The organism is Bradyrhizobium sp. USDA 376 (assembly GCF_054063675.1).
Genome location: NZ_JBSSGN010000001.1, coordinates 4,062,645 through 4,076,267 on the forward strand (window position 1 = coordinate 4,062,645; position 13,623 = coordinate 4,076,267).

The window sequence follows — 13,623 nt, forward strand, 5'->3', positions numbered from 1 at the left end:
CGGACAGAAGGTGGGTGCGATGACTGAACAGAGAGCCTCGGGCGAATTGCGGGTGGCCATCGCGGGGCTGGGCTCGATCGGCACCAAGATCGCGACCGCACTCGATCAGGGCATCGAAGGATTGGCGCTGTCTGCCGTCGCCGTGCGCGACCCCGCCAAGCATCAGGCGTTCATCAGCGGTCTGCGCCGCCCGCCGCAAATCGTGCCGCTCGACCAGCTCGGTGACGCCGCCGACATCGTCGTCGAATGCGCCCCGAGCAGCCAGCTGCGTGCGATCGTCGAGCCCGCGGTGAAGCGTGGCAAGGCCGCGGTCGTGGTCAGCGTCGGCGGGCTGCTCGACAATTTCGATCTGGTCGATCTCGCCCGCGCCAATGGCGGCCGCATCATCGTGCCGACCGGCGCGCTGATCGGCCTCGACGCCGTCAACGCCGCCGCGATCGGCACCATCCATTCGGTCAAGATGGTCACGCGCAAGCCGATCGACGGGCTGAAGGGCGCGCCGTTCATCGTCCAGAACAACATCGACATCGACAATCTGCGCGAGCCGCTCAAACTGTTCGAGGGCAGCGCGCGCGAAGCGGCGAAGGGCTTTCCGGCGAACGTCAATGTCGCTGTTGCGCTGTCGCTGGCCGGCATCGGGCCGGATCGCACCCAGATGCAGGTTTGGGCCGACCCCACCGTGACGCGCAACGTTCATCGCGTCGAGGTCGAGGCGGATTCGGCGCGCTTCTCGATGTCCATCGAGAACATCCCATCCGAGAATCCCAAGACCGGACTGATCACCGCACTGTCGGTGATCGCGCTGCTGCGCAAGCAGCGCGCCACGCTGTGTGTCGGGACGTGACCTTTACGCGCCCGTGACGCGCCAGATCACGTTGCCGACGTCGTCGGCCATCAGCAGCGACTTCTTGTCGGGGCCGATCACGACGCCAACCGGGCGGCCGTAGGATTCCTTCTCGTCCGGGGACAGGAAGCCAGACAGGATGTCGCGACCGGGGCCGGAGGGCTTTCCGTTCTCGAACGGGATGAACACCAGCTTGTAGCCGGACAGCTTGCTGCGATTCCACGAGCCGTGCTGGCCGATCACCATGCCGTCGGGGAAGCCGGGGAGGGTCCCTGCGGGCATCCAGCACAGGCCGAGCGAAGCGGTGTGGCCGCCGAGCGCATAGTCCGGTTGAAGCGCCTTGGCGACCATCGCCGGATCCTGCGGCACGCGGTCGTCCACCGTCTTGCCCCAGTAGCAATAGGGCCAGCCGTAGAAGCCGCCGTCGCGCACCGAGGTGAGATAGTCGGGCGGGGTCTCGTCGCCGAGCCCGTCGCGCTCGTTGACGACGGTCCAGAGCACGCCCGTGTTCGGCTCCCAGGCGAGGCCGACCGGGTTGCGCAGGCCCGCGCCGAAGATGCGATGCGTGCCGGCGGCGAGATCGAGCTCGTAGACCGCGGCGCGGCCTTGCTCGACCTCCATGCCCATCTCGGCGATGTTGCTGAGCGAGCCGACGCCGGCATAGAGTTTTTTGCCGTCGGGGCTGGCGAGCAGGCTGCGCGTCCAATGTCCGGCCGGCTTGAAGGTTGTCAGCCGCTTGCCCGGCGCGGTGATGCGGTCGGCATTGGCGACGTAAGGGAAGGCCATCACGCCGTCGGTGTTGCCGACGTAAAAAGTGTCGCCGACCAGCGCCATGCCGAACGGCTGGTTGAGATTCTCCATGAAGGCGCCGCGCACTTCGGCAACGCCGTCACCATCCTTGTCGCGCAGCAGCGTGATGCGGTTGGCGGACACGCCGAGCGCCGCAGCGCGCCGCATCGTCGCCTGCATCGCGTAGTGAAACACGCTGCGTGGGGCGCCTGCGACCTGCGTCGCCTCCGCGATCAGCACGTCGCCGTTCGGCAGCACCTCGATCCAGCGCGGATGGTCGAGGCCGCTCGCGAATGCGTTGACCTTGAGCCCGGGCGCGACCGTCGGATTCTGGCCCTCGCGCCAGCCGCGCGCGGTCGGCATCTTCAATGTCGGAATGGCGCCCTGCGGTTTCGCCTCGGGAATGGCGGGCTTCGCTCCCCACGCCGGCGCGGGCTCGGTGCCCGAGAGCTTGCGCCATTGCAGCGCCATGCCACCGAGGAGGGCAACGAACTGCGCGAAGATGCTGGAAAAGGTCATGAGAAGCCCCTGTCGAACCCGCAAGGCACATTTCAACGCCGGATCGCCCAAAACCCCGCGCGGGTTCAGGCCTGATCGTCGACCTCTTCAGATCCACGATGGATGTCGTCATGCCCAGTTGCGCGCGCATCCAACTGGCTGACGGTAAAAAGGTCAACATAGGCCGACGCAGATCGGGCCACTTATGGCGCAAATGGCAGCACGCCGAATTTGCATGGCAGGATGCCGGCTCCTTGATCCCTTCATCCTGAGGTGCGAACCACGGGGCGCGGCTCGCCTCGTGGAGAGCCTCGAAGGATGCACGGCCCCGCTGCATCCCGGCCGTACATCCTTCGAGGCTCAGTTCGCGATGCGTTCGCATCGCAACTTCGCACCTCCAGCGACGAGCGCTACGCGCTCGCGCGGGGATGATGGAATTGTCAGCGGCCGATCTGCCGTTCCAGCCGCCGTGCCGCGCGGAAATCTTCGAGATGATGGACGTTCGGCGCGAGCGCGGCTTCCCTGGACAACAGGTGATAGACCCGCGCCACCGTGCGCTGCTTCTGCTTCGGCCGCCCGGGCGCCATCGCCCGCGCCTTGCGAACGGCGGCGACCGCATGCGCGCGAAAATAATCGTAGGCGTCCGACATGGCTCGATGCTCTGCGGGTGGTGCAGGTGTCGAGGGGACAACGGGCGAGCGGAGGGGCGGTTCCTTGCAGGGCGCGCTGCCTCCACAACGTCGTCCTGGCGAAAGCCAGGACCCATACCGCGGAATCTCTCGGTGTGGCGCGGTAGAAGTACCGTGCGACAAATCTTCGCCAAACTCCTCCCTGGGGTAATGGGTCCTGGCTTTCGCCAGGACGACAGCGGAGGAGATGGCCGCGTCTTGCTACGTCACCGCGGCGACAGGAACGGAATGATCATCGGCACGCGGCGGCAGTAGGCGCCGTAGGCGTCCTCGCCGAGCTCCTTCGACAGGAACACTTCTTCCATCCGGCCCTTCTGCCACATGCCGAGCGAGATCAGGACGGCGCCGAGGATTGCCGTCACCGTGCCGACCGCGATGCCGGTCGCGAGCATGCCGGCGATCAGGCCGGTGTAGATCGGATGGCGCACGATGCCGTAGGGGCCGGTGTCGATGACGCGGTGATCTTCCTTGTGGGTGATGGTGTTGGACCAGAACTTGCCGAGATGCAGCCGTCCCCACCAGGTGAAGGAGATGCCGGCGAGCACGATCAGCGCCGTGATGTAGACAGCGAGGTTGCTGAACACCCAGAGCGGCTTCTCGTTCAGCACTTCCGCGGTCCACGGTGTGAACAGGATGCCGCCGACCAGGATCGGGATCCGATAGCGGCCGGACTCCAGCGTCAGCACCTGCTTCTGGGTGCGGCCCTGCCAGAACGAGGCGCCGACCCAGCTGGCGAGCCAGGCGAGCCAGATCAGGGCGAGCAGTTGCGTCGGCCAGGTCGTGGTCCAGCCACCCCAGGCGACAGAGAGAAGCTTGCTGAAATCGAAGGACATGAAGGTTCTTTGCGTTAGGCGGCGGCTTCAGCCCGCGCGCGAGGAGAGCGCGTGATGCTCGATGGCGCCGGAGGGCTGCTGGCCGTTGCGGGCGAGCAGATGGGTGATGGTTTCGCGCAAGACCGGCTCGATCGGGCGCGGCGCATAGCCGAGCTCGTTACGGGCCTTGCCGATCGAAAGATCGCTCGCGGCAAGCGCGATGCGCACGCCCTCGGCGGTGCCGTTGGGCGGCCGGCGCGTGAAGTTGTCGGAGAGGTATTCGAGCATGATGCCGGAGAGCTCGGCGATCTTGCCGGGCACGACGACCGGGAACTGGCGGCGGCCGCTCATCGCCGACATCATCCGCAGGATTTGCCCCAGCGGGACGCAGTCGCCGCCGAGGATATAGCGCTGGCCGATACGGCCGCGCTCCATGGTCAGCACGAGGCCCATGGCGACGTCGCGGACGTCGACGAGATTGACCAGGAAGTTGAGATGCGGCTGCACCTTCTTCTGCAGGAAGTACCAGAGCATCGCGGTCGGCGGCGTCAGATTGTGGTCGGCGGCGCCGATCGGCATGGTCGGCGTGCCGATCACCAGCGGAAAGCCTTCGGCCGCGGCCTTGGCGGCATGATGCTCGGCGAGCGACTTCGACCGCGTATAGGCGCCCGGCATCGCGTCGGCCGGCTGCAGCGCCTCTTCGGCGGCAACGCCTTTGAGGTCGGAGTAGGGGAACAGGATCGATTCCGTCGAGCAGTGCAGGAAGCGCGACACGCCGCGCTTCATCGCGGCCGCGAGCACGACCTCGGTGCCGCGGCAATTCACGTCGTGAAAGTCCTGCTTGTTGGCGACCCACATGCCGGGCAGGCCGGCGAGGTGATAGACTTGGTCGACACCGGCCACCGCGGCATCGACCGCGGCGCTATCCAGCACCGAGCCATGAACATAGTCGACGTCAGCGTTCGTCGCGGCCGGCGGCCGGACATCGAGAACGCGCACCCGCTGCCCACGGGCGCGGAGCGCTTCTACGAGATGATGTCCGATGAAACCGCTGCCACCGGTAACCAGTACGAGAGCCATGAAGAAAGTTTGCTGTTTCGCTTCTGGAGCTATCGGGTTGAAAGTGAATTGGTCGGAAGAGGCGCCAGAATCGCGGCAAGGTCGCGACGGAAGCCCAGTGCAATGAATAATTTTGCCATGACAAACATCGGTCCCAGCAAAAGATGCGAGGGAAACGTGAACAACGAGGCCTCGCGCCCCTCAAAAACCTTGTGGCCGATGGTCTGCGCGGCGAAGCCGAGCGCGACCAGGGCGGCAAAAATCGCCCACATCGTGACGGTGCTGACCTGCGTCGCAATGGTCGACGCGATCGAGAACAGCACGATGGAGACGGCCAGAATGCCGGCCCCGAGCGCCGCATCGAGCAGCAGCCAGTAGATCAGAACCGGCAGGGCCAGGATCACCGCCAGGCTGAGCTCGAACCCGAACAGCGGGACCTTCACCAGCGTCAGCGGCATCACCGCGCCCGTGAACAGCAGGAGGATGCCCACCACATGCATCGCCGTGTTCCGGGGATCGCGATGGTACTCGACATAAACGGCAAGTTGGCGTTGAAAAAAGCCACCCATCTTGGTCTCATGCAGCACGGGGTCGGGGAAGGACGAAAAAAGCCTATAGCACCGGATAGGGCGGTGCACAAACCGGCACTATTGTCGCGCAAGACCATACCGTCGCGCTGTGCGACAGATCACAAAACGGTCAGGACTTCAAAGGGTTCCGTCGGACGCTTGGGAGCGTCTGCTTACCGCTTCTTGGCGGGCTTTTTCGCCGCAGGCGCAGGTGCCGCAGCCGGATGCGCGGGCGCGTCCTCCGGCAGCTTGGCGTAGGTCAGGATCTGCAGCTGGCCGTTGACGGCCGAGGTCGGCTTGGCCCGGTCGAGGAACTGCTCCTCACCGAGACCGATCGGATGCAGTCGCTTGGTCGAGATCTTGAACGTGTTCACCAGCACGTCGCGGATCGCGTCGGCGCGGCGCTGGCTCAGGATCGCGTTGGCCTCGCGCGTCTTCGAATTGGATTCGACATGGCCGACGATCAGGAAGGTGTAGGGCAGCAGCGAGGAATGAACCAGCGCGTCCGCGATGCGGCCGACGGTCTGGTAGGACGCCGGCTGGATGATCGGCGTGTCGGCGTCGAACTGGATCTGCGCGTTGAAGGCGGGCAGGCTCGCGAGGTCAGGCGCGATCAGCGGGCGGTTGACCGGACCGGGATCGTTCTTGATCCGGGCCTTGGCGCGCTCCATCACCTGCTGCTTCAGCGCGGGAAGGTCGACCTCGGCGGCCTGTTCGAAATGGTTGAGCTTGCCGACGATGTCATCGCGGGTCGGCGCGGCCGTCTGCGCGGCGGCGGTGCCCGCGAGCAAGGCGAGACCGAGCGCGATGCATAGTCCGGCGGTGGAGAGCCCCTTCGCGCGCATCAGCGATACCCCGCGTCGTCGACGGCCTTCAGGCAGTTGTTGCTGATGCCCTTGGGCGTCGAGACCAGGCAGGGGATCGACTTGCTGGTCTCCTTGGTCGAGCCGCCGCAGACCTTGACGATCTCGCGCTGGCAGGCATTCGCCACCGTGACGCGCGCGGCGACGCGCTTCTGGATGGCGTCGAAGACGCCGAAATAGTCGCTCGCGCACTGCGGCGAGAGCACGTCGCGGTTGCGCGACAGGCACTCCTTCAGCCGGGTCGAGTCCGGATTGACGCCGCGGCAATTGGCGACGATTTCCGCCCCGCAGCTCGCCGCAAGCTTTCCGATCGAATCGCCAAAGCTCATGGTCTCCGCCGCCGCAAGCGACGGCATAACCAATGCCAGCACGATCAATGTGATGGAGCCCCGGACCATGGGTTTATCTGATACGGGGAAGTTCACGGTGGTCAAGGGCTGTTCGGGGGAGAACTGTCGAGAGTCCGGCGAGTGCGGCGAACAGTCCTCACTCGGCGTCGGTGAGGGGCGGCCATTCGATCAGGGCGACGGTGTGGTTCCTGAGGTCGTCGGCAAATTCCGGGGTGGCCTCGAGCTCGTCCAACGTCCGCGGCGGGGGAAGCTGGCGGCCGTCCTCGATCAGGTCCTGCGCATAGAATGCGAGCGCCTCGGGCGCATTCTCCATGGCCTCGTCGACATCGTCGCCGCCGGAGATGCAGCCCGGCAGGTCGGGAAACCACAGGCTGACGGCGTCCGGATCCGCGTCCTCGATGATGGCAACGTACTGAGCCATATCGGGCCTCACGCCCGCTGCACAAAACTGTCCACGACCTTCTTCTCGCCGGCCTTGTCGAAGGCGATGGTGAGCTTGTTGCCGTCGATCTTGGTGACGCGGCCGTAGCCGAATTTCTGATGAAAGACGCGGTCGGAAAGCGCGAATTCCGAGGTGGTGCCGGTGGATTTGGCGACCAGCTCGCCCTCGATCGTCAGGGGACCGCGGCGGCGCGAGGAGAAGCTGCCGAAATCCGGGCCTGATGACGAGGAGGACGAGAACGTCGCGGCTTCTTCCTCGAAGCCGCCGCTTCGGCCACCGCTATTGCGGCCGCCGCCGCGATTGCGGTTGGCCTGCGCGCGCTGCCAGCCTGGCGTCGAGTAGCTCGAGCCGAACGCCTCCATGTCGTCGAAGCGCGAGGCGCCATAACCGCCGGTGCCGCCCCAGGCCGAGCCGCCCTTGGATTCCGTGATCTCGACATTGGCCGCGGGCAATTCGTCGAGGAAGCGCGAGGGGATCGTGGTCGACCAGGTGCCGTGGATGCGCCGGTTGGTCGCGAAATAGATCATGGCGCGGCGGCGGGCGCGGGTCAGGCCGACATGGCCGAGCCGACGCTCTTCCTCGAGGCCGGCGCGGCCCTGTTCGTCCAGCGTGCGCTGGCTCGGGAACAGGCCTTCCTCCCAGCCCGGCAGGAACACGTTGTCGAATTCGAGGCCCTTGGCCGAATGCAATGTCATCAGCGACACCGCGTCGTCCTCGGCACCGCTGTCGCGGTCCATCACCAGCGAGATGTGCTCCAGGAATCCTTGCAGGTTCTCGAACTCCTCCATCGAGCGCACGAGTTCTTTCAAATTCTCCAGCCGGCCCGCGGCATCCGCCGAGCGGTCCTTCTGCCACATCTCGGTGTAGCCGCTCTCGTCGAGCACGATCTGGGCCAGATCAGTGTGCGCGGTGACCTCGCGCTGGGCGCGCCAGCGGTCGAACTGGGCGACGAGGTCGCGAAGTGACCCGCGCGCCTTCGGCTTCAGCTCGTCGGTCTCGACCACGGCCCGCGCCGCCTCGAACAAGGGAATTCGGCGCTTGCGGGCGTGGTCGTGCAGCATCTGCACGGTGGCATCGCCGAGGCCGCGCTTCGGCGTATTGACGATGCGCTCGAAGGCGAGATCGTCGGCTGGCGAATTGATGACGCGCAAATAGGCCAGCGCGTCGCGGATTTCGGCGCGCTCGTAGAAGCGCGGGCCGCCGATGACGCGATAGGGCAGGCCGAGCGTGACGAAACGGTCTTCGAACTCGCGCATCTGGTAGGAGGCGCGCACGAGGATGGCGATCTCGTTGAGCTTCTCGCCCTGGCGCTGGATCTGCTCGATCTCCTCGCCGATGCCACGCGCTTCCTCTTCCGAATCCCAGGAGCCCGTGACCGTGACCTTCTCGCCGTCCTGGTCCTCGGTGCGCAGCGTCTTGCCGAGCCGGCCCTCATTATGCGCGATCAGATGCGAGGCGGCGGCGAGGATGTGGCCGGTCGAGCGGTAGTTGCGCTCGAGGCGGATCACCTTGGCGCCGGGAAAATCGTGCTCGAAGCGCAGGATGTTGTCGACCTCCGCGCCGCGCCAGCCATAGATCGACTGGTCGTCGTCGCCGACGCAGCAGATGTTTTTGGTTCTCTCCCTCTCCCCGTCCTTCACGGGGAGAGGGTCGGGGTGAGGGGCTGCCTCCACGAGCTCGGTGTGCGGAGAGTCCCCCTCACCCGCCGCGCTTTGCGCGTCGGCCTCTCCCCGCAAGCGGGGAGAGGCGAAGGAAGACGACGGCGCCTGCGACAGCAGCCGCAGCCACAGATATTGCGCGACGTTCGTATCCTGGTACTCGTCCACCAGGATGAACTTGAAGCGCTGCTGGTACTGCCTGAGGATATCCGGGTGCTCGCGGAAGATGCGGATGTTCTCCAGCAGGAGATCGCCGAAATCGGCGGCGTTCAAGATCTTCAGCCGCTCCTGATAGCTCGTATAGAGCTTGCCGCCCTTGCCGTTGGCGAACATCGCGGCTTCGCCCGAGGGCACCTGCGACGGCATCAGGCCGCGGTTCTTCCAGCCGTCGATCAGGCCGGCCAGCATGCGCGCCGGCCAGCGCTTGTCGTCGATGTTCTCGGCCTGCAGCAGCTGCTTGAGCAGCCGGACCTGGTCGTCGACGTCGAGCACGGTGAAGTTGGATTTGAGCTGCGCCAGCTCGGCATGGAAACGCAGGATGCGGCCGCCGATGGAGTGGAAGGTGCCGAGCCACGGCATGCCTTCCACGGCGTGGCCGAGCATCTGGCCGAGCCGGTGCTTCATCTCGCGCGCGGCCTTGTTGGTGAAGGTCACCGACAGGATCTCGGCGGGGCGGGCGCGGCCCTGGCTCAGGATATGGGCGATGCGCGTCGTCAGCACGCGGGTCTTGCCGGTGCCGGCGCCGGCCAGCACCAGGACCGGGCCGTCCAGCGTCTCCACCGCCTCGCGCTGCTCCGGATTGAGCCCGGACAGATATTTCGGGCCCACCGAGGCGCGCGCACGCGCGGCGATGCCGCCGGCTGCGGGCTGGTGGTCGGGTACGCTGTTGATCTTGCTCGGCTCGGTCATGCGAATCATTTGGCCCCACGATGGCACCGCGGGGTGACGGGAGGGAGCCTTCTTAACAGGGATTGGTCCCTATATGGGGCGGCGGGGAGGGGTTTTCCACGTGCGCAACGGGGCGATTTGTTCCTGTGGTGGGCGTGAATTTCGCCGTTCTACGTGCCGGAACCATCGTTCCCGCGTCGAGATTGTCTGGGCAGGTGGCGCGGCCAGCCGTGCCGAGAGACATCAAGACGAGGGTTTGACCATGCTAGGCTGGGTTGTGACGTTTCTGGTTATCGCACTGATCGCCGGCATCCTGGGCTTCGGCGGCATCGCCGGTGCCTCGATCGAGATCGCCAAGATCATCTTCTTCATCGCGGTCGTCCTGTTCCTGGTCTCGGCCGTGGTCGGCTTCGCCCGCGGGCGCAACAGGATATAGGTGTTTCCCTGCGGCCATCCTTCGAGCGCCCGCCTCCGGCGGGCCCTCAGGATGAGGGCGGAGTGTGTGACAGCAGTTTCAACGGACACAGATGCTGCTTAGCCTCATCCTGAGGAGACCGCTGGAAGCGGTCGTCTCGAAGGACGAGGCGCGCGCTCAGGCCGCTGCTGAGATTCTCTGCTCGATCGCGTTGAACTTACCGCTTCGAGGGCATCGCCACGCTGCGGCCGATGCCCTCGGGCCGCACCAGGGCGCTGTGGGCCCTGGCGACGCCTGCAATGCGCTGCTGGACGTCGGGCGGAAACGGCGCAACGCGCCGCGCCTTCATGTCCATGTGCAGCGACATGTTCTCCGAGGTTGCGGACAGCCAGCCCTCGGTGCCGTGCCTCATCTCCTCGAATGTGTGCAGCCGCTTGTCGTCGGCTTCCAAGAGCCACACCAGGATCTGCACGGGATCGCCGAGATGGATCTCGCGCAAATAGCGCACATGGCATTCGGCGGTGAAGCTCGAGCCCCCTCGCTCCTTCATGTAGGCCGGCCCCATCCCGAGCTCGAGCCAGAACTCGTCGATCGCCCGGTCGAACATGACGTTGTAATAGGCCATGTTGAGATGGCCGTTGTAGTCGATCCATTGCGGCTCGACCTGCATGATCGAGGAGCTGAATGGCTCTGCGCTTGGCGTTGTGGCGGCAGTCTCCGGCATGTGTCCTTCCCAAGCTATGCGTCCGGTCCCTTGACTTGACCGGTTATATGTCCTTTGCCACGGTCTCTTCTCGTCGGGAGGAATTTCCGTGGGTACGACCATCACCAATAATCCGCCGCGGCCGGAGCCGAAAGCCCTCGCGAGCGCGCTGGAACAGCTTGCCGCACGCTTCGGCAACCGCCTCATCACCTCGCAGGCCGTTCGCGAGCAGCACGGCCATACCACCACGTGGATCGTCAACCAGCCGCCGGACGGCGTGGTGATGGCGCAGGAGACCGCCGACATCCAGGACGTGGTGCGGATCTGCGCGAAGAACCGCGTGCCCGTGATCGCCTTCGGCACCGGCACCTCGCTGGAGGGCCAGGTCAACGCGCCCGCCGGCGGCATCTCGATCGACCTGCGCGACATGAACAAGGTGCTGGCCGTGCATGCCGAGGACCTCGACTGCGTGATCCAGCCCGGCGTCACCCGCAAGGCGCTCAACGAGCATCTGCGCGACCAGGGTCTGTTCTTCCCGATCGATCCCGGCGCGGACGCCTCCCTCGGCGGCATGGCCTCGACCCGCGCCTCCGGCACCAACGCGGTGCGCTACGGCACCATGCGCGACAGCGTGCTGGCGCTGAAGGTCGTGCGCGGCGACGGCGAGATCATCACGACAGGCACGCGCGCGAAGAAATCGTCCGCGGGCTACGACCTCACGCATCTGTTCATCGGCGCCGAAGGTACGCTCGGCATTATCTCGGAGCTGACGATCCGCCTGCGCGGCATTCCCGAAACGATCGCGGCCGGCGCGGTGTCGTTCGAGACCGTGCACGGGGCGTGTCAGGCCGTGATCCTGGCGATCCAGACCGGCATTCCCGTGGCGCGCATCGAGCTGCTCAATGCCGCGCAGGTGAAGGCCTGCAACGCGTACTCGAAGCTGACATTGCCGGAGACGCCGCTGCTGCTGATGGAATTCCACGGCAGCGAGATCGAGGTTGCCGAGCAGTCCAAGGCCTTCGGCGAGATCGCCAGGGACTGCGGCGGCGGCGATTTCTCCTGGACCACCAAGCCGGAAGACCGCACGAAGCTGTGGCAGGCGCGGCACGACGCCTATTGGTCGGTCAAGGCGCTGCGCCCCGGCGACAGCATCGGCGTGGTCGCGACCGACGTCTGCGTGCCGATCTCGCGGCTTGCCGATTGCGTCAGCGAGACCGAGGAAGACCTCGAGCGCCTCAATTTGCTGTCGCCGATCGTCGGCCATGTCGGTGACGGCAATTTCCACTGCTCGCTGGTCTGCGACACCAACGATGCCGACGAGATGGCGCGCGGCGAGGAGTTCATGCATCGCCTGGTTGAGCGCGCGCAGGCGATGGACGGCACCTGCACCGGCGAGCACGGCATCGGCCAGGGCAAGCAGAAATACCTCAAGGCCGAGCTCGGCCCAGAGGCGCTGGACGCGATGCGGGCGCTGAAGAAGGCGCTCGATCCGCTCAACATCTTCAACCCCGGCAAGATCGTGCCGGAGGCGTAGCACGCGGTCCGGGAACTTTTGGCAGCCGGAGCGGTTCCAATTCCCGACAAATTTCCGATGCCTCATGGCGCGGCTTTGCGGGAGGATGCGATGTTGCGACCGGTCATTGGAATTGCCGTGATGGCGCTTGCCTGCCTGCTGGCGGGGACGGCTCTCGGCAAGGGCGGCGGACACGGTGGCGGCCATGGCGGTGGTCACGGCGGCGGGCATGGCGGTGGCCATCACGGCGGCGGCCATGGCGGTGGTCATCACGGCGGGGGCCATTTCCGTGGCCACGGCTTCGGGCATGCGCATGGCGGCGGTCATCATCGCGCGATGCGGTTCGCAACCGGCGCCCGACACGGCGCGAATTTCGGTCAGATCCGCAATGCGTCCGTGCGCCCTGCGAATTTCCGCAACGCTCTCAACGTCCATTCCAGCGCCTTTCGCAACGGTCGTCTGATCAGCAATCCGGCGGCACGCGCCCAGATCACGGCGGCGGCCGCGCTCGCGGGCTGGCATGGCGCCAGCAGCGGATGGTGGCAGCATCCGGGCGGCGGCTACGGCTGGGTCGGACCGCTGTTCTGGCCGTTCGCCTATAACGATCTCTACGACTACACGATCTGGGGCGACGGTCTCGGCTTCTGGGGCTACGGCTATCCGGACATCTATGCCGGCCTGTTCGGCCCTTACGGCTATGATGGGCTGTCGGCCTATCTGCCGCAGCGCCCGCAGGGACGGCGGCAAGCGCGCGGCGTTGCGCTGGATCAGCTATGCGGCAGCGACCGCCGCGAAATCGTCGGTCTGCCGATCGACCAGATCGCCGCGGCGGTGCAGCCGACCGAGGCGCAAGGTGCCATGCTCGATGCGCTCGGCAATGCCTCGATCGACGCTGCAGCGCTGATCCGCACTTCCTGTCCGACGCAGGTCGCGGCGACGGCACCCGGCCGGCTGGCGGCGATGCAGCAGCGTGTCGAGGCGATGGTGAAAGCCGTCGATCTCGTTCAGCCCGCCCTCGATCGATTCTATGGCTCGCTCACCGACGAGCAGAAGGCGCGGTTCAACGCGCTGGCGGAAGATCAGCGTCGCGTAGCGGCTTCCAACGCCAGCGGGGGATCGCTGCTCCAGACCTGCGGTGCGCCTGCTGCGCTCGATTGGCCCGGCACCGACATCGAGGCCCGGCTTCATCCCAACGACACTCAGCGCGCCGCGCTACAGGTGCTCCAGGATACCAGTGCCAAGGTCAGCGCATCGCTCAAGGCGGCCTGCCAGCCCAGCGAGGTGATGACGCCGCCGGCGCGGATGGCCGCGGCCCGCAAGCGGCTCGACATGATGCTCGATGGCGTCAAGTCGGTGCGCGCGGCGCTGGAGGATTTCTACGCCACGCTGAATGACGAACAGAAGGCGCAGTTCGAGGCCATCGGACCACGTCGGACGTCGTGAATGCGTGGAGCGCGACGGAAAAAATCGCCTCGCCGATCTTGGCAGGCCATTCTATGCTGGAGAGAGGTTGAAGCACGGCAATATGACG

The 13,623-nt window shown here is 66.0% G+C and carries 14 protein-coding genes; 4 read left to right on the plus strand and 10 right to left on the minus strand.

The features are described from left to right. Positions 1-19: 19 nt before the first annotated feature. Positions 20-844: an aspartate dehydrogenase gene (locus ACVJ19_RS19050; RefSeq protein ID WP_453950558.1), complete on the plus strand. Its 825-nt coding sequence runs from the start codon at positions 20-22 to the stop codon at positions 842-844. A 3-nt stretch (positions 845-847) separates the two neighbouring features. Here the strand turns inward: ACVJ19_RS19050 and ACVJ19_RS19055 are convergent, their stop codons facing one another. The 9 genes from ACVJ19_RS19055 to ACVJ19_RS19095 form a co-directional block, all read right to left on the minus strand. Beyond that, positions 848-2,152, minus strand: coding sequence for a PQQ-dependent sugar dehydrogenase (locus ACVJ19_RS19055; protein WP_453950559.1), 1,305 nt, complete (start codon positions 2,150-2,152; stop codon positions 848-850). 419 nt (positions 2,153-2,571) lie between these two features. After that, a complete protein-coding gene (locus ACVJ19_RS19060; RefSeq protein WP_453950560.1) occupies positions 2,572-2,781 on the minus strand; it encodes a hypothetical protein in 210 nt (69 codons plus the stop codon). Between the two features lie 245 nt (positions 2,782-3,026). Continuing rightward, on the minus strand, positions 3,027-3,653 hold the full coding sequence (locus tag ACVJ19_RS19065) for a methyltransferase family protein (RefSeq protein WP_453950561.1): 627 nt from the start codon (positions 3,651-3,653) through the stop codon (positions 3,027-3,029). Between the two features lie 27 nt (positions 3,654-3,680). Then, positions 3,681-4,712: an NAD-dependent epimerase/dehydratase family protein gene (locus ACVJ19_RS19070; RefSeq protein WP_453950562.1), complete on the minus strand. Its 1,032-nt coding sequence runs from the start codon at positions 4,710-4,712 to the stop codon at positions 3,681-3,683. 29 nt (positions 4,713-4,741) lie between these two features. After that, a complete protein-coding gene (locus tag ACVJ19_RS19075; protein ID WP_453950563.1) occupies positions 4,742-5,260 on the minus strand; it encodes an Mpo1 family 2-hydroxy fatty acid dioxygenase in 519 nt (172 codons plus the stop codon). Positions 5,261-5,433: 173 nt separating this feature from the next. Next, a complete protein-coding gene (locus tag ACVJ19_RS19080; RefSeq protein ID WP_453950564.1) occupies positions 5,434-6,105 on the minus strand; it encodes an OmpA family protein in 672 nt (223 codons plus the stop codon). Further along, positions 6,105-6,521 carry a hypothetical protein gene (locus ACVJ19_RS19085; protein ID WP_063689208.1) on the minus strand — a complete coding sequence of 139 codons (417 nt, stop codon included), beginning with the start codon at positions 6,519-6,521 and terminating at the stop codon, positions 6,105-6,107. Before ACVJ19_RS19085 ends, ACVJ19_RS19080 begins: the two co-directional genes overlap by 1 nt. Before the next feature lie 88 nt (positions 6,522-6,609). Beyond that, entirely contained in the window at positions 6,610-6,894 is a 285-nt protein-coding gene (locus ACVJ19_RS19090) for a type II toxin-antitoxin system HicB family antitoxin (protein WP_453950565.1), read from the minus strand. A gap of 8 nt (positions 6,895-6,902) precedes the next feature. Further along, positions 6,903-9,491 (minus strand): ATP-dependent helicase, encoded by a 2,589-nt coding sequence (locus ACVJ19_RS19095; RefSeq protein ID WP_456739411.1) that lies wholly within the window; start codon positions 9,489-9,491, stop codon positions 6,903-6,905. Positions 9,492-9,723: 232 nt separating this feature from the next. Here ACVJ19_RS19095 and ACVJ19_RS19100 point away from each other — a divergent pair, with 232 nt between their 5' ends. Then, positions 9,724-9,897, plus strand: a complete 174-nt coding sequence (locus ACVJ19_RS19100; protein ID WP_247559015.1) for a DUF1328 domain-containing protein — start codon at positions 9,724-9,726, stop codon at positions 9,895-9,897. 196 nt (positions 9,898-10,093) lie between these two features. Here the strand turns inward: ACVJ19_RS19100 and ACVJ19_RS19105 are convergent, their stop codons facing one another. Next, a complete protein-coding gene (locus ACVJ19_RS19105) occupies positions 10,094-10,600 on the minus strand; it encodes a thioesterase family protein (protein WP_453950566.1) in 507 nt (168 codons plus the stop codon). 88 nt (positions 10,601-10,688) lie between these two features. Between ACVJ19_RS19105 and ACVJ19_RS19110 the strand changes: the two genes are divergently transcribed. Together ACVJ19_RS19110 and ACVJ19_RS19115 are read left to right on the plus strand one after the other, a co-directional pair. Next, positions 10,689-12,113, plus strand: a complete 1,425-nt coding sequence (locus tag ACVJ19_RS19110) for an FAD-binding oxidoreductase (protein WP_453950567.1) — start codon at positions 10,689-10,691, stop codon at positions 12,111-12,113. 90 nt (positions 12,114-12,203) lie between these two features. Further along, positions 12,204-13,535, plus strand: coding sequence for a Spy/CpxP family protein refolding chaperone (locus tag ACVJ19_RS19115; protein ID WP_453950568.1), 1,332 nt, complete (start codon positions 12,204-12,206; stop codon positions 13,533-13,535). Positions 13,536-13,623: the final 88 nt, after the last annotated feature.